This window comes from Variovorax sp. 3319 (assembly GCF_031456585.1).
Classification (GTDB): domain Bacteria; phylum Pseudomonadota; class Gammaproteobacteria; order Burkholderiales; family Burkholderiaceae_C; genus Variovorax; species Variovorax paradoxus_P.
On record NZ_JAVDUZ010000009.1, the window covers coordinates 266,108 to 290,524 of the forward strand.

Consider the following 24,417-nt stretch of genomic DNA (forward strand, 5'->3'; position numbering starts at 1 on the left):
CGGCGCCGCTCCCACCGAGATCTACTAGGACGCCAGCTATGTCCACCCTGCTGTCAAACTGGCACAGCATGACGAGCTAGGCCGTACCGAACGTCAGCAAGCAGTCTTAAGCAGCCACCGACCGGTGCCCTTCGCCCTACCTCTGCGGCATATCCCTAACCGAATACCCCAAACTAACAGTCGCATCCTCCGGAATCCCAGGCATCGTCGCATTCCACGCCGCCCAGTCCTCGCGCATCGCAGCCAGCCTCTCCGGCTCCTTCTTCCCCAGGTTCGCGCGCTCGCGCTCATCTGCCGGAATGTTGAACAGGTACTCGTTCCCGTCCACCTTCAGGTACTTCCAGTCCCCGTCGCGCATGGCTTCCTGCCCGCGATGGTTCATACGCCAATGCAGCGGACGACGGAAGGTGTGTTTGGCATCGCGCAGCACAGGCATCAGCGACACGCCATCGAGCGGGTAGGCCGCCTCGCACTTCACGCCGGCCGCGTCGAGCATGGTGGCTGACCAGTCCATGGTCATGCACAGCTGCTTGCTCTCGCCGCCCTTGGCAATCACGGCGGGCCAGTGCGCGATCCATGGCACGCGAATGCCGCCTTCGGTCAGGTCCATCTTGCCGCCGACCAGGGGCCAGTTGTCTGAAAAACGTTCGCCGCCGTTGTCGCTGGTAAACACCACCAGGGTGTCGTCGGCCATGCCGTGCTTTTGCAGCGCGGCCATGATCCAGCCGATGCCTTCGTCCATGTGATGGATCATCCGGCGGTACACGTGAATGTTGCCGCCGGCCAGGTCGAAGAGGTTGTCTTTGACGGTGGGCGCTTTGTCTGCGTCGTCGCGGGTTTCCCACGGCCAGTGGGGGGCGGTGTAGTGCAGGCTCAAGAAGAAAGGGGCTTGTTCTTGTTCTTCTTTTTGCTGTTGCTTCTGCTTGGCGGCCATGCGTTCGACGTAGTCGACTGCGCGTTTCGAAAGAATGTCGGTCAGGTAGCCGTCTTCTTTCCTGTCTTCTTCGCCAAACCACAGGTCGTGCTGGCCGGTGGAGTCGCAGTGCGTAAAGTAGTCGACGCCGCCCGACATGGGGCCGAAGAATTCGTCGTACCCCGATCGCAGCGGGCCAAAGTGGGGCGGGTAGCCGAGGTGCCATTTGCCGATGAGGGCGGTCTGGTAGCCGCCGGCTTTCAGCAATGACGGCAGGGTGGGGTGGTCGGTGGGCAGGCCGAGGGTGGTGCTACCGCGGCTGCTGCTCCTGATCGGCTCTTCGGCCGCGCCGCGCAGGCGGTATTGGTAGCGCGCGGTAATCATGGCAAAGCGGGTGGGCGAGCACACGGGCGAGTTCGAATAGCCCTGGGTGAGCTTCAAGCCGTTGGCGGCCAGGCCGTCGAGCACGGGCGACACGGGGCCGAATGCGGCGTCGCGGCCGCCGTAGCAGCCAAGGTCGGCATAGCCGAGGTCGTCGGCCACTATGAAGATGATGTTGGGTCTTTTCATGTGCTTGTCTGTCTGTCGGTCTGTCCGAAGCGAGGCGGTTGGTCAGGGCTGGTAGCCAGACTTTTGAACGACGGGCGCCCACTGCGCCTTGTAGGCCTTGAGCATGGCGGCGGTTTGCGCCTGGGTGCTCACCACGGGGGTCATGCCCGAGTCCTTGAACTTGCGCTGGGTGTCCGGGTCTTGCATCACTTCGCGGATCATGTTGGACAGGCGTTCGACCTTGTCCTTGGGCATGGTGGCGGGCGCAAAGAAGGTGTTCCAGCCGGTGGCGGCCAAATCGAGGCCGGCTTCCTTGAAGGTGGGAATGTCGGGCGCAAAGGGCGAGCGCTTGTTGCCGGAAAGCGCGAGGATGCGCAGTTTGCCCGCGTTGTGCTGCGGCAGCACCACGTCTTCGGTGTCGACCGAAATCGGCACCTGGCCGCCGATGAGGTCGTTCAGCAGCGGGGCCGAGCCACGGTAGCCGATGATCTGCGTTTGCACCTTGGCCTTTTCGCCCACCATCAGGCCGAAGAAGTGCGGCAGGCTGCCGGTGGCGGGCACGCCCACGTTGGCCTGGTTGGGGTTGGCGCGCATCCAGGCGAGCAAATGGTTCAGTTCGCGCACTGGCAGGTGGGGCGAAACAGAGAGCGCAAAGTCATAGGCGTTGACGTGCGACACGGGCACAAAGTCGCGGTCGGGGTCGTAGTTGTTGTCCTTGAAGACGAGCGGCGCCACCACCATCACGGCGGGGTTGGCAAGCATCAGCACGTTCTGGTTGGCGGGGGTGTTCTTGACCTGCTGGGCTGCAAGGCGGCCGCCGGCGCCGGGTTTGTTGTCGACAACCACCGGCACGCCCAGGCGGGTTGCCAGCTTGTCGCCGACGATGCGCGCCACGCGGTCGGTGGCACCGCCTGGCGCGTAGCCGACCACGATGCGCAGCGGGCTGTCGAGCGTCTGGGCGCTTGCCTGGGTGGACACGGCAGCCATGGAGGCCATGAAGCCGGCTGTGGCAAGCAGCGCGGCAAGGCGACGGGTAATGGGGGTGTTGTTGAGCATGTGGGTTCCTCCTCGTTCAGTCATTCAGTTGTTTGTTCAGTCGTTGGCCTGAAAATTCACGGCCTTCATGATGCCTGCCCAGCGTGCCGTGTCTTCGCGCATGGTCTTCAGTAGCGCGTCGCTGTTGTCGGCCACGGGGTACATGCCGTTCTGCAGCAGCTGCTGGCGCACTTCGCGCGTGTTGATGGCGCGGGTGATTTCGGCGCGCAGCTTGTCGACGATGGGCTGCGGCGTTTTAAGGGGCGCGTAGTAGGCAAACCAGGCAGTGGCCACCACATCCTTGTAGCCGCTCTCCACAAAGCAGGGCAGGTTGGGCATCAGCGGAGAACGCTTTTCGCCGCTGGTGGCCAGCACCTTCACTCGGCCCGAAGGCACCATCTGCTGGGCGCCGCCAACGGTGTCGAAGTAAACGGGCACCGAGCCGCCCATCACGTCTTGCCGCGCAGGGGTAGAACCGCGGTAGGGCACATGAACCATCTTTAGCCCGGCTGCGCGGTTGAGCATTTCGCCCAAGAAGTGCGAAGGCGTTCCGGCGCCGTAAGAGGCAAAGCTCAGCTTGTCGCCCTGCGCCTTGGCCCAGGCGATGAACTCGGCCAGCGTGTTGGCGGGCACGTCCTTGTGCACGACCAGCGCCAGCTCGAAGCGCGCCGCGTTGACGATGGGCACAAAGTCTTTGATCGGGTCGTACGAAAGCTGCCGGTAGGCGCTTGGAAACATGGTCATCATGCTGGCGGTGCCCAGCAGCAGGGTGCGGCCATCGGGCGGCGCGGTTTTTACCGCTTCCACGGCAATGCGGCCCGCCGCGCCCGAGCGGTTGTCCACGATGAGCGGGCCGAGCGTGTCGCGCACCTGCTCTGCAATGGCGCGGGTCAGCACGTCTTGCGTGCCGCCGGCGGGCACGCCAATCAGCACCTTGATGGGCTGGCCGGGCGTAAACGCCTGTGCATTGGCTGCCAATGGTGCAAGCGGGGCCAGCGCAAGGCCGCCCAGGGCGGCAACGATTTGGCGGCGGTCGAAATCAGGGCAGGGCATGTCGATGTCTCCGGTTCTCGTTCGGTGGCGCCGCTTGGGCCAGGTGCCGCGGCTGCTGCGAACGACTTTAGAGACGCTACATTCGATTGATCTAATCAACCATCCCCCGGACTAACCCCCAATGACCGCGCCGCGCCGCCCGCTGGACGATTTGCTGCTGTACCGGCTGTCGCGCCTGCTGTCGGTGGCGGGCAGCATGGTCATCCGGCTGTGCGAGGGGCGCTTTGGCATTACCCGGCGCGAATGGCGGCTGGTGGCGGTGCTGGCAAGCCGCGGCGAGCTGAGCTCGTCCGAGTTGGCCGAGCATGCGCAGCTCGACCGGGCCCGCACGTCCAAGTCGGTGGGTTCGCTGGTTGCCAAGCAGTTTGTGTCTCGCGTGGTGCGGCCCGGCGACCGGCGGCAGGTGCGGCTGGCCCTTACCGAAAGCGGACAGGCGCTGTATGAAGAGCTTTTTCCGCTGGTCACGCAAATCAACGGCGAACTGATGGGCGCATTGGACGAAGACGATGCGGCGCGGTTCGATGAGTGCCTGCGCCGCCTGCACACGCGGGCCGAGCGCATGGTCGAAGAAGCGGTGCTGCCCAAGGCAGACCGCGGCCGCCGCGGCGCAGGTAGCGCCGCTTCACCCCAGAAACCCCGCAAGCCCGAATGACCTCAGCCGCTGGAGAAACCACGCCGAACGAGCGGCAGCAAATGGTCGATGCGCTGCGCGGCTTTGCGCTGCTGGGCATCCTGGTGGTCAACATTGCAAGCTTTGCATCAACGTACTACGGCCTGGGCGTTCCCGATCCAATGGCCGTTTCTCTGGCCGACCGCAGCGCCTCGTTCGTGCGGGCCTTTCTGTTCGAGACCAAGTTCTACCTGCTGTTCTCGTTCCTGTTCGGCTACAGCTTCACGCTGCAAATGCGTGCGGCAGAACGAGATGGCAAGCCCTTTGCGCCGCGCATGGTGCGGCGGCTCGTGGGGCTGTGGGTCATCGGCGTGCTGCATGCCGTGGTGCTTTACTACGGCGACATTCTCACCACGTATGCGGTGCTGGGCGCCGTGCTGCTCTTGCTGAGGCGGCGTGGAGACGTGTTCATGGCATGCGCGGCCATGGCGCTGGTGCTGGCTGTTTCGCTGGTGTGGGCCGGCGTCGGCCACATGTATTCGCAGATGGACATGCAAATGGCAACCCAGGCGGCATACGCCGAGGCGGAGGCCGCGCTGGCCGCCTACCGCGCAACGCCCGCCCTGGTGGTGATGCAGCATCTGCGTGACCTTTCGCAGGTGTGGTGGGTCACCGGGCTGGTGCAGGCCCCCGCGGCGCTGGCCATGTTCTTTGCAGGGTTCGTTGCGGGGCGGCGCGGGCTGCTTGCGCATGTAGAGGGGCACGGCAAGCTGCTGCGCAAGGTGGTGGTGTGGGGCTTGGCCATCGGCTTGCCGGGCGCGCTGGCCTACGGTCTTCCGGCCCTGCGGCTCGACGACGCTGTGCGCGAGCTCATGGGCCTTGCGGTCACGCTGCTGACGGCGCCGTTCCTTACCGCGGCCTACGCCGCCGGCATGCTGCTGGTGTTTCAGACCGGGCCTGGCCGCGTGCTGGCGCACTGGCTTGCGCCGGCAGGCCGCATGGCGCTGTCGAACTACCTGCTGCAGTCGCTGGCCTGCGCGTGGATTTTTCTGGCGTACGGGCTGCGATGGATCGGAACCGTCGGGCCGCTGGCCAGCTTTGTAATTGCACTGGCCATCTTTGCGGGCAACCTGGTGCTGAGCCGGTGGTGGATGCACCACTTTACGTACGGCCCGGCGGAGTGGCTGCTGCGGGCCTTTACCAACCTGCAGCTGCCGCCGCTGCTGCGCCGTCGCACCCGGGCCGTGCCCGCACCCTGAGTCAGCGTGGAGACGGCACCGCGTGAAGTTGCGTTTCTTGCTGGTGTTGCCTGTCTTGCCTGCCGTCGCTTTCGATGCGCATGCGGGGCAAGAACTGCGGGTATTCGCGCTGCATGAAATCGATGAGCCCTTCACGCACCTTGCAGCGCAGGTCGAAGGCAAGGCTTGAATTGCCGGCGGTGCAAAGCACGCGAATCTGCATGGTGCGCTCGGTGGTGTCGGTTACCTGAAGGTTGAAAAACCGGCCGTCCCACTCGGGCGCCGACTTGACGATGCGCTCGACCTCTTCGCGCAGCGGCGGCAGCGGCATGCCGTAGTCTGCGTAGAAAAAAACCGCACCCAGCAGCTGCGACGAGCTGCGCGTCCAGTTCTGGAACGGCTTTTCTATGAAGTAACTCAGCGGCAAGATCAGGCGCCGGTCGTCCCAGATCTTCACCACCACAAAGGTGCCGGTAATTTCTTCGACCCGGCCCCATTCGCCCTCGACCACCAGCACGTCGTCGATGCGTATGGGCTGGGCCAGCGCAATCTGCAGCCCGGCAATCAGGTTGCTGAACACCGGCTTGGCCGCCAGGCCGGCCACAATGCCGATCACCCCCGCCGATGCCAGCAGGCTGGCGCCCACTTGCCGCGCATCGGGAAAGGTCATGAGCATCATCGCGCCGCCGGCCACCAGCACCATGGTCATGGCCGTGCGCGCGAGCACGCGGGTTTGCGTGAGCACCCGCCGCGCCTGCAGGTTGTCTGCCACGTCGTACGGGTGCTGCGCCAGTACGCCGTCGGCAAAGCCGCTGATGGCCTTGACCGCGAGCCACGTGGTGGCTGCAATCAGCAGCAGGCCGTTCAAGTGCCGTACGTTGCTTATGAACCGAAGATCGCTCGGCGCGGCCTGAAACACCAGCAGCAGTGCCACAAGAGGCAGCACCACCCGGGCCACCGGCCTGCAGTTGATCACCATTGAATGCAGCGCAGGCGCCGGGCGGGTGATTCGCATCAGCACAAGGCCGCCGATGCGGTGGGCAAGCAGTGCGAGCGGAACGGCAACAAGGGCTGCGAGCCAGGTGCCGAACCAGGGGTGGGCAAGCATCTCTTGGGTCATTGGGCGGTGTTCGTGGCTTGTGTCTCCAGGGGTTGAAGAATTCGCGCCGCGTCGTCGCGCAGCTGCGTAGCGAGGGCCGTAGCCAGGTCGAGACGGCGCAGCAGCCAGGGGCTGATGTCGTTGTCGAAGGGGTCTGGCAGGGGAATCGGGCCGCCCACGGTGGTGGAGCCGGGGCTTTCGGGCAACGAGGGACCGGTGGTGGGTGCGCTGCCGATGGCTGTCTCGATGCGCTGTGCGGTGCGCGCGAGCGGGCCTTCGATTTCGCCTGGGGTGAGCCGGTCGCGCCGCAGCACGAGCATCGATTTTACGGCGCTCAGCTGTGCCAGCAACTGGTAGCTGTGTGCCTGCAGGTGCTCCAGCGGCTCGAGCGGCGGCTGCACCGCGCGCGGCTCTGAAAGCGAACGCTGCGTGGCCTGCACCAGCGCCGAAAGGCTGTCGTAGGCCTCGCGGCGCGCAAGCCGCCATTCGAGCTCGGGGCTGCTGTCGACCGCTTGCAATTGGCCAAGGCCCAATGCCAGGCGTGCATGGCGCGCCTGCGCGGTGAGCGTGCGCGCCACCAGCGCCGGAATCTGCCCCCGCTCCCATGAGGGCAGCACATAGCAAAAGCCCCAGGCCACCGCGGCGCCAATGAGCGTGTCGGCAATGCGCTCGAACAGCGCAAAGATGGGCGCGGCGCCCGTGTTGAGCATGTGCGCCTGCAGCAGGCCGAGCACCGTGGCGGCCACTGCAGTGATGAGGTAGCGCCGCACCGCAAAGCTGTGCGCAATGGCCTGCGACACGGTAACCACGGCCAGCAGCAGCAGCGGCGACGGATGCGCCGAGAGCAGCCCCACCGCCAGTACGCAGCCGAGCAGCGTGCCGGCCACGCGGCTGTTGCGCCGCTCCAGCGTTTGCGAAAGGCTGCCGCGCAGCACCACCACAATGGTCAGCAAGATCCAGTAGTCGTGCGAGCCCCAGGGTAGCGACACCGCAATGGCATAGCCCGTTGCAATGGCAAGCGCTGCCCGAATGGCATGCCGCAGCGGCGGTGCGTCCCAACTCCACAGCGTAAGAAAGGGCCGCAGCGACCAATCGGTCGGGCTCACGAACATCTGCCAGTTGGCGCGCACCACGGCCAGGTTGGGCTCCGCGTCGCCGCGTGCCATGGCCGAAAGGCGCAGCACCTCGTCGTTGATGTGGCCGATGCGGCTTGCAAGGCCGCGTGCGAGCATGGCTGCGTTGGGGCCGGGCATGCCGTGGCTTGCCAGGTGCTCTTCGGCAGGAAGGCGAATCGATGCAAGGCGAGGCCGGCGGTCGGCCACCGGCTCGGGTGTGCGGGCCATCAGCAGCGAATCGGCCAGGGCGGTGGTTTCGTCGGCCAGCTCTTCGAGCACGCGGCGCATTTCAATGAGCGCCTCCGCATGCGCGGGGTGGCTCTTGAGAGCGTCCAGGTCGAGCTCGCTCGCAAGCAGCTGGTCGCGCATTTCGAGCACGATCACCAGCATGGCGGCCAGCCGCTGCCGGCGCGGCGTGCGCGGCGACTCAAGCACGATGTCGCGCGTGGCCTGCAACTGGTCGGCCAGCGCGGCCTGTTCGCGCAGCAACCGGCCAAGCAAGGGTGCGGGGGTTTCGCGAATGTCGCTGGTGTCGTCGCGCGGCGTGAACTGGGTGGCCTCGGTGCGCATCAGCGCAGCCAGCGAATACAGCACGTCCGACACCGACTGCACGCGATAGCGGGCGTTGAGCGCATGGTTGGCCAGCGTGGCCCAGATCACGTAGAGACCCGCGCCCAGACCGAAGTGCCAGGTGCGCTGCAATGCCTCGGCCATGCCGCTCGGCGCGGGCGTGGCCATCGAGAAAATCATCGAGAACATCACCGCAATGGCAATGGGAATGCCGCGCTTGCCCCACGCCATGGCCAGAAAGGCGATGAAGGTGGCCGGCACCAGCACCAGGCCAAGGCGAATGGGCGCTGTGTGCAGCAGCTGCACCAGAAAGAAGAGCGGCAGGCCGATGAGCGGGGCCGGCAGCATTTGAAAGAACTTGCCGCGGCGCGGGCCGGGCAGGTCGGGCGGGGCCGTGACGATCACGCCCACCGCGGCTGCCGAGGCCGCTATGGTGCCCAGCCAAAAATGCGCGCCCGCCGAGATGACCAGCAGGCCGAGCGCAACGCTGAAGCCGTTGGCGACATATTGGCTCAGCGCAACACGCAGCGCCGCACGAAACCTGAGGGCAGCAGCGGGCCCCTGCATCACTTGCCGGAAGCGTCGCCTTCGGAAGGGCTGCCGTCGGCAGGCGCGTCGCGGCGAATGCGCGTGAGCTTGCGCGACACCGGCGCTGCAGGCGCGGCTGCAGGAGCGGGCGCTTCGCCGTCGAGCGATGCGGCGGGCAGGTCGGGCACCGTGCTGCGCGCATACAGGTCGACCGATTCGTCGGCATTGGGCCGCGCTGCGGCCGACACGGCGCGCACGCGGTCGCTGGCGCGCATCTTGTCGTCGATGCCGGCAAACTTGGAGTACTTGGCAAGCAGCGGCACCAGCTGGCCATAGATGCGCGGCGCACCGGCCAGGCATTCACGCTGTTCCAGGAAGTCGGGCTCGCCCGTGAAGTTGCCGATCAGGCCGCCGGCCTCGGTCACCAGCAGCGAACCCGCGGCCACGTCCCAGGGGTTGAGGCCGGTTTCGAAGAAGGCCTCGGTAAAGCCGGCTGCCACGTAGGCCAGGTCGAGTGCGGCCGCGCCAGGGCGGCGCAGGCCCGCCATGCGGGGCATCATGTCGGCCATGATGGCCAGGTACTGCTTGAAGTTGTCGCCCGTGCGAAACGGAAAGCCGGTCGAAACCAGGCATTCGCTGAGCTTGGTGCGCTTCGAAACGCGAATGCGGCGTTCGTTCATGTAGGCGCCGCGGCCCTTGGTGGCGGTAAACAGGTCGTTGCGGCTCGGGTCGTAGATGACCGCCTGTTCGATCTTGCCGCGCACCGACAGCGCAATGGAAACGCAGTAGACCGGAAAGCCGTGGATGAAGTTGGTGGTGCCGTCGAGCGGATCGATGATCCAGACGTAGTCGGAATCTTTTGCACCGTGCTCGGTGCCCGATTCTTCGGCCAGGATGCCGTGCCCCGGGTATGCGCCAAGCAGCGTTTCAATAATGGCTTGCTCGCTGGCGTGATCGACTTCGGTGACGAAGTCGTTGACCTGCTTTTGCGAAATGCGCACTGCCTCGACGTCGAGGGCGGCGCGGTTGATGATGGCGCCGGCGGCGCGTGCGGCCTTGACGGCCACATTGAGCATGGGATGCAGGTTGGGGGACGACATTCTGGATTGTGAGAAGAACGGTGGAGGAGGTCCCCTGTAGGCGACCCTGCGGCCCGGCGATGCGGGCGGCGAGAATCGGTCATTTTACCGGCTCTGCCCGTTTCGTGCCTCCAAACCCTCCATGCGCACCCGTTTTATCCTGATCCAGACCAGCCACGCAGGCAATGTGGGCGCCGCCGCCCGCGCCATGAAGACCATGGGTTTCGACGACCTGGTGCTGGTAACGCCCCGGTGGGCCAACGTGCTGCGGCGTGAAGAAACCATACAGCGCGCAAGCGGCGCGCTCGACGTGCTGAACAACGCCCGCATCGTCGAAACGCTGGACGAGGCGCTCGACGGCGTAACCCACCTGTGCGCCACCGCCATGGTGCCGCGCGACTTTGGCCCGCCCACGCGCACCCCCCGGGAGCACCTGGAGCCGCTGGCACGGCAGGGCGACCAGCATGTGGCCTTTCTCTTCGGCTCCGAGCGTTTCGGCATGCGCAATGAAGACGTCTACCGCTGCAACGTGGCGCTGAGCATTCCGACCGACCCCAAGTTCGGCTCTCTCAACCTGGGCGCGGCCATCCAGGTGATTGCCTACGAATGGCGCCTTGCGCTGGGCGGCTACGCGGTGCGCGACGCCACGGCGCCGGTGCAGGCGGCCGATGCAAAGGCGGTGGCAGGCATGCTCGACCACTGGGAGCGTTCGCTGGTGGACATCGGCTTTCTGGACCCCGAGGCGCCCAAGAAGCTCATGCCCCGGCTGCAGCAGCTTTTCAACCGTGCCCAGCCCACGCCCGAAGAGATCCACATCCTGCGCGGCATCGCCAAGGCCATGGCCGACGCGGCCAACGGCCCGCGCAAGGGCTAAAACCCCATCGCGCGTGCGCGAAGACGGCCGGCTTTAGACTGCGCGGCCCCTATCGATATAACGACAACAAAGGCAGCGATGTTCTCTCGTGTGCGCGCCGACATCCGGTGCATCCTCGAACGCGACCCGGCCGCGCGCAGCGCCTGGGAAGTGATCACGGTCTACCCCGGCTTTCATGCCGTGGTGCTGCATCGCTGGGCGCACGCTTGTTGGACGCACGGTTTCAAGTGGCCGGCCCGCTTTATCGCGCACATGGCGCGCTGGCTCACGGGCATCGAGATTCACCCGGCCGCCAAGATCGGTGAGCGGGTGTTCTTCGACCATGCCATGGGCGTGGTGGTGGGCGAAACCGCCGAAATCGGCGACGGCTGCACCATCTACCAGGGCGTGACGCTGGGCGGCACCTCGCTGTACAAGGGCACCAAGCGCCACCCGACGCTGGGCCGCAACGTGGTGGTGAGCGCGGGAGCCAAGGTGCTGGGCGGGTTTGTCGTTGGAGACGGCGCCAAGATCGGCAGCAACGCGGTGGTCATCAAGCCGGTGCCTGCGGGCGCAACGGCGGTGGGCATTCCGGCACGCATCATTCCGTCGAAGGCCGGTGAGAGCGCCGATGTGGCCGCGCCGCAAAAGTTTTCTGCCTACGGCATCACGCAGGACGACGACCCCCTGAGCCAGGCCATGCGCGGGCTGATCGACAACGCCGCGGGGCAGGAGCACCAGATCGCGCTGCTGTGGCAGGCCATCGAAAAGCTGTCTGCGCATCCCGGTACCAAGGACTGCGTTCCGTGCGATGCGGCGCTCGACGAGAGCTTTGAGGCCGAGAAGCTGACCCAGTTGATCGGCAAGTAGCGTCAGCCCCACCGCTTCGTGGTGGGCGTGTTGTGCAGCGAGCCATGCACATGCCCCGCGTGCTGCCCAAAGGGCTCCGCCGCGGTCGAGGCGGTGTCCAGCTCTTGCAGGATGCCGCAGTTCTGCGCCGACTCGGCCCCGCAGCATTGCTGGCGCAGCGCCTTCAACTGCTTCTCGAGCAGCTTGAGTTCAGAAATGCGGGCGGCCACGTGGCCGATATGGTCGTCCAGCAACTGGTTGACCTGGCCGCAGTCTTCTTCCGGCGCATCGCGAAACCTCAGCAGGCTTCGGATTTCGTCGAGCGTCATGTCCAGCGAACGGCAGCGGCGAATAAAGCCGAGGCGCTGCGCATGCTCGTCGTCGTAGATGCGGTAGTTGCCTTCGGTGCGCGCGGGCTCGGGCAGCAGTTGCTCGCGCTCGTAGTACCGAATGGTTTCCACCGGCGTGTTCGCGACCTTGGCCAGTTCTCCGATTTTCATGATGCGGCAAGAATGAAGTGAAGGAATTTGTCGTTTGACTCTACACCTGCTTCAGGGTTTCCAATTGCATTCATGACGAACCAGAATGCCCTGAAACCCCTGGCGCCGCACGCCCATGCCCCCGCCGAAACGGCCTGCTGCGGCAACTCCGCCTGCGGATCGGCAACTGCTGCCCCCATGGCCGCTGTCGACACCGCCGATGTTCCGAAGGGCGCATTGCTCTTTCGCATTCCCACGATGGATTGCGCCGTGGAAGAGTCGGAAATCCGTCGCGCGCTCGAGCCCGTTCACGGCATCAGCGGCCTGCACTTTCGGCTTGGCGAACGCACCATGGCCATCACGGCCGATGAGGCCGCGTTGCCCGACGCGCTGGCAGCCATTCGCAAGGCGGGGTTCAAGCCCGAGCCGTTGAACGAGGCGGCGGGCGGGCAGCCTGCTGCCATTGGCGCAGGGCGCGCCACCGGCCTCATGACGCCCGAGCTCTTGCGGCTGGTTGCCGCGCTGGTGCTGGCCATCGCGGCCGAGACCATTTCCTTTCTCGCACCGGAGGGCGCCGCATTCACCGCGGTGGAAATGGCCCTCGCGCTGGGTGCCATCGGCCTGGCCGGTCTCGACACCTACAAGAAGGGCTTTGCCGCACTGGTGCGCGGGCGGCTCAACATCAATGCGCTGATGGCCGTGGCCGTGACCGGCGCCTTTTTGATCGGCCAATGGCCCGAGGCCGCGATGGTGATGGCGCTCTATGCCATTGCCGAAATGATCGAGGCCCGCGCCGTCGACCGCGCGCGCAACGCCATCCAGGGCCTGCTCGCACTGGCTCCCGAGCAAGCTGAGGTCAGGCAGCCGGACGGCAGCTGGAAGACGGCAAAGGCCGACTCCGTGGCGCTGGGGGCCACCGTTCGCATTCGCCCCGGCGAGCGCGTGCCGCTGGACGGCGTCGTTACCGAAGGCACGAGCGCCATCGACCAGGCGCCCGTCACAGGCGAGAGCATTCCGGTCGACAAGTCGGTCGGTGACACGGTGTTCGCGGGCACCATCAACCAGACGGCTGCGCTCGAATTTAGGGTGACGGCTGTGGCGGCCAACACCACGCTGGCCCGCATCATTCATGCGGTTGAAGAGGCGCAAGGTTCGCGCGCGCCCACGCAGCGCTTCGTCGACAAGTTTGCGGCGGTCTACACGCCTGCGGTCTTCGCGCTGGCCATTGCTGTTGCGGTGCTCACGCCCTGGCTCATGGGCTGGGGCTGGATGCAGGCCATCTACAAGGCACTGGTGCTGCTGGTCATTGCGTGCCCTTGCGCACTCGTCATCTCGACGCCCGTGACGGTGGTGAGCGCACTGGCCTCGGCCGCGCGCCGCGGCATCCTGATCAAGGGCGGCACCTACCTCGAAGAGGCGCGCAAGCTCAAGGCCGTGGCGCTCGACAAGACGGGCACCATCACCGAAGGCAAGCCGCGGCTTGTCGAATCGGCCCTGCTTGGAGCCGCGGCCGACAAGGATGCGGTCTTTGCGGTTGCGGCAAGCATCGCGGGTCGCTCCGACCACCCAGTGTCCAAGACCATTGCCGAAGGCCTCAAGCTCGAACCGCAGGAGGTTGGCGATTTCACGGCCCTGCCCGGGCGCGGCGTGCAGGCCACGCACGAGGGCCGAGGCTACGTGCTTGGCAACCATCGGCTGATAGAGGAGCGGGGGCTGTGCAGCCCGGCGCTCGAAGCCGAACTGAAGCGCCATGAAGAAGCAGGGCGCACAGTCACGCTTCTGGCTTCTGGCGATGAGGTACTCGCGTTGTTTGCAGTGGCCGACACCATCAAGCCGTCTTCGCAGGCTGCAATGGCGGAACTGCGTGCGCTCGGCGTTACGCCGGTGATGCTGACCGGCGACAACGCCGCCACGGCCAGGGCCATCGGCGCGCATGCGGGCATCGAAGACGTGCGTGGCAACCTGTTGCCCGAAGAAAAGCTCGAGGCCGTCAAGGCGCTGCAGGAGCGCCACGGCATGGCCGGCATGGTGGGCGACGGCATCAACGATGCACCCGCTCTCGCGCAGGCGAACATCGGCTTTGCAATGGGCGGCGCGGGCACCGACACCGCCATGGAAGCGGCAGACGTGGTCATCATGAACGACGACCTGCGCCGCCTGCCCGAAACCATTCGCCTCTCGCGCAGGGCGCACTCGGTGCTGTGGCAGAACATCACGCTGGCGCTGGGCATCAAGGGTGTGTTCTTCGTGCTTGCGGTGTTCGGCAGCGCAACCATGTGGATGGCGGTGTTTGCCGACATGGGCGCGAGCCTGCTGGTGGTGGCCAACGGGTTGCGGCTGATGCGCATGCCAAAGGCGAGCGACGGCGGCTGAGGCAGTCAGAGGCGGCCAGAGTCAGGCGGCCGAAGCCCTGGCCTCACCAGCGTGCGGCCCATTTTTCAAGCGGCAGGCGGGTCGCGTTGCACACATAACTCACGGCGTGGTACCAGCCCGCGAGCATCATCAGTTCGATGAGTTGCGGTGGGCTCCAGTGGGCGCCAAGTGACTCCCAGAGCGCGTCGTCCACATGGCTGGTGTCGTGCAACTGATCGACCAGCTGAACCAGCAGGCGGTCGCGGGGCGCGAGCAGTTCCAGATCTTCGGTGGCCGATGCCATCACGCGCCGGTCGGTGGCGCTGAAGCCTGCGGCATCGGCAAAAGCCGCGATGTGCACACCCCATTCGTACTCTGCGCCGCAGCGTGCACACGCGCGCGTGATCACCACTTCGCGGTCGTGCAGGTCGATTGCCGCTTTGCGGCCAAGCAGATAGCGGCCGAGGCCCAGCGTGCGCTCCGCCAGTTCGGGGTTGATGGCCAGCACACGGAACAGCGCTAGAACTTCTGGTCTTCCGGGCGGGTTCATTCGCGCCAGCAGGTCGGCAACCGGTTCGGGGTAAGGCGCTTCGAGCGGTCGGATGCGGGGAGCGCGGGTGTCTGGCTGCGCGGCGGTGGCCATGGTCGATTCCTTCGTAGAATGCCGATAAAACGCTACGAAAAGCGTAGCGAGTTTTGTAGTCTATCGCTACGGAATGCGTAGCGCAATAGAGCCAGCGACCTGATTTTTTGAAACTCCACCCATGAGCAAACCCGACTCCTCGCAAGAACCAACGGCCCCTGCTGCATCGCGCCGCCCAGTGATGCGGCTGCTGGAGCAGCTGGGCCGCAAGGGCACGCTGCGCATCTTGTGGGAGCTGCGCGATGGCCTGCCGCAGAGCTTCCGGGCATTGCGCGTGAGCACCGGGGACATGTCGCCCTCGGTACTGAACGACCGGCTGAAGGAGTTGCGCGCGGGCGGTATCGTCGCGCTGGCCGATGCGGGCTACTTGCTTACCGAGTCGGGCGGCGAACTCGTCAAGCGGCTCAAGCCGCTCAATCAATGGGCCGACCGTTGGTTCGAAGCGCCCGAACAAAACTAAGATCGCGTGCTCCCCTTCACCCGCGTTCCGGCCCATGTCCGCCACCTCTCTCCTGCTGCAACTGATCGTCATCCTGAGCACCGCGCGCATTTGCGGCTGGGTGCTCCGCCACGTGGGCCAGCCGAGCGTGGTCGGCGAAATGGCGGCCGGCCTCATGCTTGGGCCGGTGGTCATGGGGGCGCTGTTTCCTTCGTTGCATGCACAGCTTTTCTCCAGGAGCCACCTCGAAGGACTCTCGTCGCTTTCGACAGTGGGCCTGGTGCTCTTCATGTTCGTGGTGGGGCTCGAACTGCGCGCAAGCCAGGGCGTGCGTGCGCAATTGAAGGCGGCCGGCTACGTGGGTGCACTCAGCGTGGCCGTGCCAATGGTGCTCGGCCTTGCAATCTCTCCGGCATTGCATCCGGCGCTGGCGCCCGCAGGCGTGGGCTTCTGGCCCTTTGCGCTCTTCATGGCCGCGGCACTTTCGATCACCGCCTTTCCTGTGATGGCGCGCATCCTGAAAGACCGCGGCCTTACGCGCACGCCGTTCGGCCAGCTTTCGCTGAGCGCGGCGGCCGTGGTCGATGTGTTCGCGTGGGTCTTGCTGGCACTGGTGGTGGCGCTTGCCGGCGCGGGTGAGGGCTACGCAGGCCTGCTGAAGACCACCGCAGGCATGGTCGTGCTGCTGGCTGTGCTGTTCTTTGGAATGAAGCCGGCCTTTGCATGGCTGCTGCGCACGCGCGCGCCCAACGGCGAGCCCTCGACCACCATGATGGCCTCGCTGATGATTGGCCTTCTGGTGTGCGCACTGGCCACCGAATGGCTGCACCTGCACGCCGTGTTCGGCGCCTTCCTGTTCGGCGCATGCCTGCCGCGCGACGACCGGTTGCTGAACTCCCTCACCGAGCGCATCGAGCCGATTTCCATCGTGGTGCTGATGCCGCTGTTCTTTGCGCTGGCGGGGCTGGGTACCACTGCCAATGCCTTTACCGGGGCCAGCGTGGGCGCGATGCTGTTGATCGTCGGCGTGGCCACCGTCGGCAAGCTGGCCGGCGGCGCAATCGGCGCGCGCTTGGCGGGCTACGGCTGGCGCGACAGCCTGGCAACCGGTTCACTCATGAATGCACGCGGGCTGATGGAACTCATCGTGATGAAGATCGGCCTGGACGCCGGCCTGATCGGCCCCGAGCTCTTCACCATGCTGCTGGTAATGGCGCTGGTAACCACCGCAATGACGGGGCCGCTGATCAACCTGGTGATGGGTCGCGCCAAAATGCCCGCCGCCGGCCAGCCGGGCGCTCAGGGCCAGGAACGGTCTTCCAGCACGTAGCCGCTGCCTCGCACCGTGTGCAGCAGCTTCAGCTCGAAGGGGTCGTCGATCTTGCTGCGAAGCCTGCGAATGGCTACTTCGACCGCGTTGGTGTCGCTGTCCAGGGTGGTGTCCCACACCTCTTCGGCAAGGGTGCTGCGCGTCACGATCTGACCGCTGCGGCGCAGCAGCACGGCCAGCAGCGTGAATTCCTTTGCCGTGAGATCGATGCGCTGGTGGTTGCGAACGCACTTGCGGCTTGCGAGGTCGAGCTCCAGGTCGGCCAGCCTGTATATGGTGGGCTCGTTCGGCTTGCCGCGTTGAAGAAGGGCACGCACGCGTGCAAGCAACTCGGGCAACGTGAAGGGCTTGACCAGGTATTCGTCGGCACCCTGGCGCAGGCCGTTCACACGGTCTTCGACCCTGTCGCGCACAGTGAGCACCAGCACGGGCACCGTGCTGGTACGCCGAATGGCTCGCAGCACGGCAAAGCCGTCGGCGCCGGGCAGCACGGCGTCCAGAAGGATCAAGCCGTAGGTGTGCTCCGCGGAAAGGTTGCGGCCCTTGGCGCCGTCGCGCGCAACGTCGACTGTGTACCCGTTCTCTTCCAGGCCCTTCTTGAGTTGGTCTCCCAACTGGGGCTCACCTTCAATGACCAGAATTCGCATCGGCGGATGTTAGCGAGGGGGTGGGCGGTCGAACGGGTGCGATCTTGCGGTCTGAATGAAGGACAAGGCGCCTGCCCTGTGTGGTGCATTGCGCCACGGGCCTGCAACCCGAAGGGGCAATGCAGGAGGCGTGCCACACGTCGCCGATATACTTTTGAGACGATGCGCCGCTGGCTCCAGATCTTCCTGCTGTTCCTGCTTCCGTTCCAGTTCAGCTGGGCGGCATCGGCGGCATATTGCCAGCACGAACGCGACGCGCAGCCCCGTCATTGGGGCCATCACGAGCACGAGCCGGACGCCAGCAGCCATGGCAGCGCACGTGCCGACGACACGCAGAAGAGCCCGGCCACGCAACCGAACGCCGTGCTTGGAGATTGCGCGGCCTGCCACCTGGGCCATGCGCAGCACCTGCCTTCTGCGCCAGAGCAGGGGCAAGGCCTGCCTGCGTTTGCGCGGACATTGCGCGTCGTGCAAACGGAGCACTTTGTCTCGCATATTTCTGAAGTGCCTGTGCGCCCTGCAAGACCTCTCGCTGTCTGATTCGGCGAGAGAACAACCTGCACCCCTGATACACCGCATCAGCTGAGCTCTCGCCGAATTCCCCGCCCGTTGTCTTGCAACCCAGGAGAATTCGATGCGCACGCTCTTCGTGCCGCTGGCCGTTTTGGCCTTGGCGGCGCCCCCGGCATTTTCACAAACCGACGCCGGTTCCAAACCTTCTCAGCCGCTGCTGCTGCCACAGGCCGCAGCTCGAACGGTGGAGCCCGCGGGCCCGCTGGACCTGCGCAGTGCTCTTGCACTCGCACAGCACTTCAACCCCGGGCTTTCGTCAGCCTCGCGCGAGCATGAGGCCGCCGATGCGGCCGTGTTGCAGGCCGGCGCCTGGCCCAACCCCGTGCTCGAGGCGCAGGTGGAAGACCTGCGCCGGGACAATCGCACCACCACGCTGCTGCTGAGCCAGCCCATCGAACTGGGCGGCAAGCGTGCAGCGCGGGTAACGGCGGCTGAACGGGCACGCGACCAGGCCGCATCGGCGCTGCTCGCGCGGCGGGCCGAACTGCGTGCATCGGCGATCACCCTGTTCTTCGAAGTGCTGGTTGCGCAGGAACGCCTGCGCCTGGCACAGGACTCTGTGGCCCTTGCGCAGACGGCGACCCGGGCGGCTGCCAACCGCGTGGCCGCCGGCAAGGTGGCGCCGCTCGAAGAGACACGTTCGCGCGTGGCAGAAGCCGGCATCCAGGTCGAACTGCAGCAGGCCGAGGGCGCATTGCGCTCGGTCCGCCGCCAGCTCACCGCGTTGTGGGGCAACCCGGTTCCGCGCTTCACGCAGGCGGAGGGTGCGGTCGATCGGCTACCGCAGGTTGAGCCGGCCCAGGATGTGGAGAAGCGGCTTGCCGCTGCACCCGTGCTGCGCCAGGCGCGGCTCGAAGTCGAGCGGCGACAGGCGCTTTCGCAACTGGAGCAGGCGCGGCGCGTGCCCGACGTCACCGTGTCGCTGGGTGCAAAGCGTGTGCCCGCAGACGAGGGCATGGGCAACACCAGCGGCCGCAACCAGGTGGTGGTGGGAGTGTCGGTGCCGCTGCCGATTTTCGACACCAACCGCGGCAACGTTGCCGAAGCACTGAGCCGCGAAGAAAAGGCGCGCGACGACCTTGCCGCGGCCGAGCTGCAACTGGGCGCCGATGCGGCGCAAGCGGCCGAGCGCCTGCGTTCGGCGCGGGCAACGGCCCGGACGTTGCAGCGCGATGCGTTGCCCGGAGCAGAGGCAGCCTACAAGGCCGCCACCAAGGGCTTCGAGCTCGGCAAGTTCAGCTTTCTCGAAGCGCTGGATGCGCAGCGCATGCTGTTCCAGGTGCGCAACCAATACCTGCTCGCCGTGGCCGACGCGCATCGCGCGGCCAGCGAGCTCGACAAGCTGTTGGGCACCGAAGGCGAAGAAACCCCGCGCGCAACAGACGTTGCGCGCTGACAAGGAATTCACATCATGAACACGGAAGAACGAAACACGCCCGCCGGGCGCGTCGGCGAGAAGCAGTGGATGGCCATTGCGGCGGTTCTGGTCGCCGGCCTGGTCGCAGGCGCGTTGATCTTGCGCACCGCGCCGGGCAGGCCCGAAGCTGGTGGACATTCGGAATCGGCCGGGCACGCCGAGGGCGAGCATCACGAAGAAGGCAAAGACGAGCACCACGAAGAAGGCAAGGGCGAGCACAAGGAAGGCGAAGAAAAAATCGCCTTCACCGACGAGCAGCTCAAGGCCGCCGGCGTGGCCGTGGAGATCGCCGGCCCGGCGCGCATCAAGTCGTCGGTGCAACTGCCGGGCGAGATCAAGTTCAATGAAGACAGGACCGCCCATGTGGTGCCGCGCGTGGGTGGCGTGGTCGAAAGCGTATCGGCCAACCTTGGGCAGGAAGTGAAGCGCGGCCAGGTGCTGGCGGTGCTCTCCAGCCCTGCGCTCTCGGAGCAGCGCAGTGAACTCCAATCAGCACAGCGTCGGCTCGAACTGGCCCGCACTACCTATCAGCGCGAGAAGAAGCTGTGGGAAGAAAAGATTTCTGCCCAGCAAGACTACCTGCAGGCCGAGCAGGCAATGCAAGAGGCGCAAATTGCGGTGGCCAACGCCAGCCAGAAGCTGCTGGCGCTGGGTGCCACGCCGGCTTCGTCGGCCCTCGGCCGCTACGAGCTGCGTGCACCCTTCGACGGCATGGTGGTCGAAAAGCACATCTCGCTCGGCGAGGCGGTGAAGGAAGACGCCAACGTCTTCACCATTTCGGATCTTGCGACCGTGTGGGCCGAGATCAGCGTGGCCGCCAACCACCTGAACCTGGTGCGCATCGGCGCGCCGGCGACCATCCGCTCCAGCGCTTTCGAGCAGGCTGCCGCCGGCACGGTGTCGTATGTGGGCTCGCTGCTTGGCGCGCAAACGCGCACTGCCACGGCCCGCGTCACGCTGGCCAACCCGCAGCGCGTGTGGCGGCCGGGGCTGTTCGTGAATGTGGAGCTGGTTTCGTCCGAAGCGGAAGCGCCGGTCACCGTGTCGGCCGAAGCCGTGCAAACGGTGGAAGACAAACCGACCGTGTTCCTGCGCGTGCCCGGCGGCTTTGTGCCGCAGCACGTGCAAACCGGCCGAAGCGACGGCCAGCGCATCGAGATCTTGAACGGCCTGAAGCCCGGCACCGCATATGCGGCAAGCGGCAGCTTCGTCGTCAAGTCGCAGCAGGGCAAGAGCTCTGCCACGCACACCCACTGAGGAACGCCGCATGTTCGAACGAGTCATCCGGTTTTCCATCGAACAGCGCTGGCTGGTGTTGCTGGCCGTGCTCGGCATGGCCGCACTTGGCATCTTCAGCTACCAGAAGCTGCCTATCGACGCCGTGCCCGACATCACCAACGTGCAGGTGCAGATCAACACGGCCGCGCCGGGCTATTCGCCGCTGGAGGCGGAGCAGCGCGTGACCTACCCCATCGAGACAGTGATGGCTGGCCTGCCGGGCCTGCAGCAGACGCGCTCGCTTTCGCGCTACGGGCTTTCGCAGGTGACGGTGATCTTCGAGGACGGCACCGACATCTACTTTGCGCGGCAGCTGGTGAACGAGCGCATCCAGTCGGCGCGGGAGAGCATTCCCCCCGGCATTGCGCCGGTGATCGGACCGATATCGACGGGCCTTGGCGAAATCTACCTCTGGACAGTGGAAGCGGACGAGGGCGCGAAGAAGGCGGACGGCACGCCCTACACGCCGACCGACCTGCGCGAGATACAGGACTGGATCATCAAGCCGCAGCTGCGCAACGTGAAGGGCGTGACCGAGATCAACTCCATCGGCGGCTACGCCAAGGAGTTTCAGGTGGCGCCCGATCCTGCCAAGCTGCTGGCGCACGGCCTCACCATGGCTGAGCTGGTTACCGCGCTGGAGCGCAACAACGCCAACGTGGGCGCGGGCTACATCGAGAAGCGCGGCGAGCAGTACCTCATTCGCGCACCGGGGCAGGTTAAGTCGGCTGAAGACATCGGCAACGTCATTCTTGGCAACGCCAACGGCATTCCGCTGCGGGTGCGCGACGTGGCCGGGGTGGGCATTGGCCAGGAGCTGCGCACCGGCGCGGCCACCGACAACGGGCGCGAGGTGGTGCTTGGCACCGTGTTCATGCTGATCGGCGAGAACAGCCGCACGGTGTCGCAAGCAGTCGATAAAAAGATGCAGGAGATCAACCGCACGCTTCCCGCCGGCGTAAAGGCCGTGACGGTTTACGACCGCACCGTGCTGGTCGACAAGGCCATTGCCACGGTAAAGAAGAATCTCTTCGAAGGCGCGGTGCTGGTCATTGCGGTGCTGTTCCTGTTTCTTGGCAACATCCGCGCGGCGCTGATCACAGCGCTCGTCATTCCGCTGTCGATGCTGTTCACCTTCACCGGCATGGTGAACCAGAAGATCAGCGCCAATCTCATGAGCCTGGGCGCGCTGGACTTCGGCATCATCATCGACGGGGCCGTGGTGATCGTGGAAAACTGCGTGAGGCGCCTCGCCCATGCGCAGGCGAAGCTTGGGCGGCCGCTCACGCGGAGCGAACGCTTCCACGAGGTGTTTGCAGCCTCGCAGGAGGCCAGGCGCCCGCTGCTGTTCGGCCAGTTGATCATCATGATCGTGTACCTGCCGATCTTTGCGCTCACCGGCGTAGAGGGCAAGCTGTTCCACCCGATGGCTTTCACCGTGGTGATTGCGCTGCTGGGCGCGATGATCCTGTCGATCACCTTCATTCCTGCAGCCGTGGCGCTCTTCATCGGCAGCAGGGTGAACGAAAAAGAAAACCGGCTGATGGCATGGGCCAGGCGGGGCTACGAGCCGCTGCTTGCACGCGTGATGTCTGCCAAGCCGCTGGTCATCACCATGGCGTGTGTCGCAGTGGTGCTTTCGGGCCTGCTGGCCACGCGCCTGGGCACGGAGTTTGTGCCTAGCCTGGGCGAGGGCGACTTTGCGGTGCAGGCGCTGCGTATTCCGGGCACCAGCCTCACGCAGTCGGTCGAGTTGCAAAAGCAGATCGAACGCACGCTGAAGGAGAAGTTTCCAGAGATAGAGCGCGTATTTGCGCGCACCGGTACGGCCGAGATCGCATCGGACCCGATGCCGCCGAACATCTCCGACGGGTACGTCATGCTCAAGCCCGAGAGCGAGTGGCCGGCGCCCCAAGGCGCATCTCGCCGCACTCGCGCCGAGCTGCTGGCCGCAGTGCAGGAAGAGGTTGAAAAGCTGCCGGGCAACAACTACGAGTTCTCGCAGCCGATCCAGCTGCGCTTCAACGAACTGATCTCGGGTGTGCGCAGCGACGTGGCCGTAAAGATCTTCGGCGACGACATGGACGTGCTGAACAAGACGGCGGCCGAGGTTTCGGAAGCCCTGGGCAAGATACCCGGCGCGGCTGAAGTGAAGATCGAGCAGACGACCGGCCTGCCGATGCTCACGGTGAACATCGACCGCAACAAGACCGCGCGCTACGGCCTCAACGTGGGCGACGTGCAGGAGGCGATTTCCATTGCAGTGGGCGGCCGCGACGCGGGTACGCTGTTCGAGGGCGACCGGCGCTTCGACATTCTCGTGCGCCTGCCCGAAAACCTGCGCACCGACCTGGAGGCGATCAAGCGCCTGCCGATCGCACTGCCCAGGGGCGCCGGCGCCGAGGCGCAGCAGCGCGCCAGCTTCATTCCGCTGGGCGAAGTGGCCACGCTGGAGCTTGCGCCTGGACCGAACCAGGTGAGCCGCGAGGACGGCAAGCGCCGCATTGTGGTGAGCGCCAATGTGCGCGGCCGAGACCTCGGCTCCTTCGTGGTCGAGGCCGAGGAAGCCATGCGCAAGGTGAGCATTCCGCCGGGCTACTGGACCGCGTGGGGCGGACAGTACGAAAACCTGGCCTCGGCCACCGAGCGGCTGCAGGTGGTGGTGCCGGTGTCGCTGTTGCTGGTGTTTACGCTGCTGTTTGCGATGTTCGGCAACCTGAAAGACGGCCTTCTGGTGTTCACCGGCATTCCGTTCGCGCTCACGGGCGGCATCGTGGCACTGTGGCTGCGCGACATTCCGCTGTCGATCTCGGCGGCGGTCGGGTTTATCGCGCTCTCGGGCGTGGCGGTGCTCAACGGGCTGGTGATGATTTCATTCATTCGCAACCTGCGGGAGGGCGGGTTGCCGCTCGATGCGGCAATTCGCGAAGGCGCGCTCACGCGGTTGCGGCCGGTGCTGATGACGGCCCTGGTCGCTTCGCTGGGTTTCGTGCCGATGGCCATTGCCACGGGCACCGGCGCCGAGGTGCAGCGGCCGTTGGCGACGGTGGTAATCGGCGGCATCCTGTCGTCTACCGCGCTGACGCTGCTGGTGCTGCCTTTGCTCTACCGCTGGGCGCACCGGCGGGACGAGGAAAGCGGGCGGGACGCCCGGCTTCTCAGTTCCTGATCGCAGACTTGGGCCGGAAGGCCTTGCACACCGTATCGTCAGTTTCGAGGTACGGCCCGCCGATCAGGTCGATGCAGTAGGGCACCGCCGCGAAGATGCCCGGCACGACCTGCTTGCCGTCGGCATCCTTCAGCCCTTCGAGCGTTTCGGCAATCGATTTCGGCTGGCCGGGCAGGTTGATGATCAGGCTCTTGTCGCGAATGACCGCCACCTGGCGCGAAAGGATGGCGGTGGGCACGAAGCGCAGGCTGATCTGGCGCATCTGCTCGCCGAAGCCGGGCATTTCCTTGTGGGCCACAGCCAGGGTGGCTTCGGGCGTTACGTCGCGCAACGCCGGGCCGGTGCCGCCGGTGGTCAGCACCAGCGAACAGCCGGCGTCCACCAGCTCGATGAGCGTGGCGCTGATGAGGGCGGCTTCGTCGGGAATGAGCCGCGCTTCGAAATCGATCGGGTTCTTGAGCGCACGGCCGAGCCATTCCTTCAGCGAAGGCAGGCCCTTGTCTTCATAGGTGCCGCTGGAGGCACGGTCGCTGATGGAGACGATGCCGATGCGGATGGAATCAGGTGTGCTCATGGTGTTGCTCCTTCCCCCGGGAGGG

At 65.8% G+C, this 24,417-nt stretch carries 21 protein-coding genes; 11 read left to right on the forward strand and 10 right to left on the reverse strand.

All coding sequences use genetic code 11. From position 1 onward, the window contains the following. Positions 1 to 136: 136 nt before the first annotated feature. The 3 genes from J2X67_RS19420 to J2X67_RS19430 are packed head-to-tail and all read right to left on the reverse strand — an operon-like array spanning position 137 to position 3,550. Entirely contained in the window at positions 137 to 1,483 is a 1,347-nt protein-coding gene (locus J2X67_RS19420) for a sulfatase-like hydrolase/transferase (RefSeq protein ID WP_309955490.1), read from the reverse strand. Positions 1,484 to 1,525: 42 nt separating this feature from the next. Then, entirely contained in the window at positions 1,526 to 2,518 is a 993-nt protein-coding gene (locus J2X67_RS19425; protein WP_409050518.1) for a Bug family tripartite tricarboxylate transporter substrate binding protein, read from the reverse strand. A 36-nt stretch (positions 2,519 to 2,554) separates the two neighbouring features. Continuing rightward, positions 2,555 to 3,550 (reverse strand): tripartite tricarboxylate transporter substrate binding protein, encoded by a 996-nt coding sequence (locus J2X67_RS19430; protein ID WP_309955493.1) that lies wholly within the window; start codon positions 3,548 to 3,550, stop codon positions 2,555 to 2,557. Positions 3,551 to 3,671: 121 nt separating this feature from the next. Between J2X67_RS19430 and J2X67_RS19435 the strand changes: the two genes are divergently transcribed. Then, positions 3,672 to 4,202, forward strand: coding sequence for a MarR family transcriptional regulator (locus tag J2X67_RS19435; RefSeq protein WP_309955496.1), 531 nt, complete (start codon positions 3,672 to 3,674; stop codon positions 4,200 to 4,202). Then, positions 4,199 to 5,419, forward strand: a complete 1,221-nt coding sequence (locus tag J2X67_RS19440) for a DUF418 domain-containing protein (protein ID WP_309955499.1) — start codon at positions 4,199 to 4,201, stop codon at positions 5,417 to 5,419. The genes J2X67_RS19435 and J2X67_RS19440 overlap by 4 nt, the downstream gene beginning before the upstream one ends. 1 nt (position 5,420) lies before the next feature. On the opposite strand, the gene J2X67_RS19445 is transcribed toward J2X67_RS19440, so the two are convergent. Genes J2X67_RS19445 through J2X67_RS19455 form a run of 3 tightly spaced genes read right to left on the reverse strand, consistent with a single transcriptional unit; the run spans position 5,421 to position 9,810 of the window. After that, positions 5,421 to 6,518 (reverse strand): mechanosensitive ion channel domain-containing protein, encoded by a 1,098-nt coding sequence (locus J2X67_RS19445; RefSeq protein ID WP_309955502.1) that lies wholly within the window; start codon positions 6,516 to 6,518, stop codon positions 5,421 to 5,423. Continuing rightward, positions 6,515 to 8,749 (reverse strand): FUSC family membrane protein, encoded by a 2,235-nt coding sequence (locus J2X67_RS19450; RefSeq protein WP_309955505.1) that lies wholly within the window; start codon positions 8,747 to 8,749, stop codon positions 6,515 to 6,517. Before J2X67_RS19450 ends, J2X67_RS19445 begins: the two co-directional genes overlap by 4 nt. Then, on the reverse strand, positions 8,749 to 9,810 hold the full coding sequence (locus J2X67_RS19455) for an inositol monophosphatase family protein (RefSeq protein WP_309955508.1): 1,062 nt from the start codon (positions 9,808 to 9,810) through the stop codon (positions 8,749 to 8,751). The genes J2X67_RS19450 and J2X67_RS19455 overlap by 1 nt, the downstream gene beginning before the upstream one ends. 121 nt (positions 9,811 to 9,931) lie before the next feature. Between J2X67_RS19455 and J2X67_RS19460 the strand changes: the two genes are divergently transcribed. After that, complete coding sequence (locus tag J2X67_RS19460) at positions 9,932 to 10,663, forward strand: RNA methyltransferase (protein WP_309955510.1); 732 nt, start codon at positions 9,932 to 9,934, stop codon at positions 10,661 to 10,663. A gap of 57 nt (positions 10,664 to 10,720) precedes the next feature. Beyond that, a complete protein-coding gene (gene cysE / locus J2X67_RS19465; protein WP_309955602.1) occupies positions 10,721 to 11,512 on the forward strand; it encodes a serine O-acetyltransferase in 792 nt (263 codons plus the stop codon). A gap of 2 nt (positions 11,513 to 11,514) precedes the next feature. Here cysE and cadR read toward each other — a convergent pair whose 3' ends face one another. Beyond that, positions 11,515 to 11,991: a Cd(II)/Pb(II)-responsive transcriptional regulator gene (cadR, locus tag J2X67_RS19470; protein WP_309955512.1), complete on the reverse strand. Its 477-nt coding sequence runs from the start codon at positions 11,989 to 11,991 to the stop codon at positions 11,515 to 11,517. Positions 11,992 to 12,063: 72 nt separating this feature from the next. Between cadR and J2X67_RS19475 the strand changes: the two genes are divergently transcribed. Further along, on the forward strand, positions 12,064 to 14,343 hold the full coding sequence (locus J2X67_RS19475) for a heavy metal translocating P-type ATPase (protein ID WP_309955515.1): 2,280 nt from the start codon (positions 12,064 to 12,066) through the stop codon (positions 14,341 to 14,343). 43 nt (positions 14,344 to 14,386) lie between these two features. Here the strand turns inward: J2X67_RS19475 and J2X67_RS19480 are convergent, their stop codons facing one another. Beyond that, positions 14,387 to 14,965 carry a carboxymuconolactone decarboxylase family protein gene (locus J2X67_RS19480; protein ID WP_309955518.1) on the reverse strand — a complete coding sequence of 193 codons (579 nt, stop codon included), beginning with the start codon at positions 14,963 to 14,965 and terminating at the stop codon, positions 14,387 to 14,389. 121 nt (positions 14,966 to 15,086) lie between these two features. Here J2X67_RS19480 and J2X67_RS19485 point away from each other — a divergent pair, with 121 nt between their 5' ends. Then, the gene (locus J2X67_RS19485) at positions 15,087 to 15,425 is read left to right on the forward strand and encodes a helix-turn-helix domain-containing protein (protein ID WP_309955521.1); all 339 of its coding nucleotides are present in this window, start codon (positions 15,087 to 15,089) and stop codon (positions 15,423 to 15,425) included. Between the two features lie 34 nt (positions 15,426 to 15,459). After that, positions 15,460 to 16,734 (forward strand): cation:proton antiporter, encoded by a 1,275-nt coding sequence (locus J2X67_RS19490; protein WP_309955524.1) that lies wholly within the window; start codon positions 15,460 to 15,462, stop codon positions 16,732 to 16,734. On the opposite strand, the gene J2X67_RS19495 is transcribed toward J2X67_RS19490, so the two are convergent. Next, a complete protein-coding gene (locus J2X67_RS19495; RefSeq protein WP_309955526.1) occupies positions 16,704 to 17,381 on the reverse strand; it encodes a winged helix-turn-helix domain-containing protein in 678 nt (225 codons plus the stop codon). The two genes, J2X67_RS19490 and J2X67_RS19495, sit on opposite strands and share 31 nt — an antisense overlap. A 162-nt stretch (positions 17,382 to 17,543) precedes the next feature. Between J2X67_RS19495 and J2X67_RS19500 the strand changes: the two genes are divergently transcribed. The 4 genes from J2X67_RS19500 (at position 17,544) to J2X67_RS19515 (ending at position 23,818) form a co-directional block, all read left to right on the forward strand. Beyond that, a complete protein-coding gene (locus J2X67_RS19500; protein WP_309955528.1) occupies positions 17,544 to 17,921 on the forward strand; it encodes a hypothetical protein in 378 nt (125 codons plus the stop codon). A 94-nt stretch (positions 17,922 to 18,015) separates the two neighbouring features. Beyond that, positions 18,016 to 19,350 carry a TolC family protein gene (locus J2X67_RS19505; protein WP_309955531.1) on the forward strand — a complete coding sequence of 445 codons (1,335 nt, stop codon included), beginning with the start codon at positions 18,016 to 18,018 and terminating at the stop codon, positions 19,348 to 19,350. A 15-nt stretch (positions 19,351 to 19,365) separates the two neighbouring features. After that, complete coding sequence (locus tag J2X67_RS19510) at positions 19,366 to 20,628, forward strand: efflux RND transporter periplasmic adaptor subunit (RefSeq protein ID WP_309955533.1); 1,263 nt, start codon at positions 19,366 to 19,368, stop codon at positions 20,626 to 20,628. A 10-nt stretch (positions 20,629 to 20,638) separates the two neighbouring features. Next, positions 20,639 to 23,818, forward strand: a complete 3,180-nt coding sequence (locus J2X67_RS19515) for a CusA/CzcA family heavy metal efflux RND transporter (protein WP_309955536.1) — start codon at positions 20,639 to 20,641, stop codon at positions 23,816 to 23,818. On the opposite strand, the gene mog is transcribed toward J2X67_RS19515, so the two are convergent. Continuing rightward, positions 23,808 to 24,392, reverse strand: a complete 585-nt coding sequence (gene mog, locus J2X67_RS19520; protein ID WP_309955539.1) for a molybdopterin adenylyltransferase — start codon at positions 24,390 to 24,392, stop codon at positions 23,808 to 23,810. The two genes, J2X67_RS19515 and mog, sit on opposite strands and share 11 nt — an antisense overlap. Positions 24,393 to 24,417 lie beyond the last annotated feature (25 nt).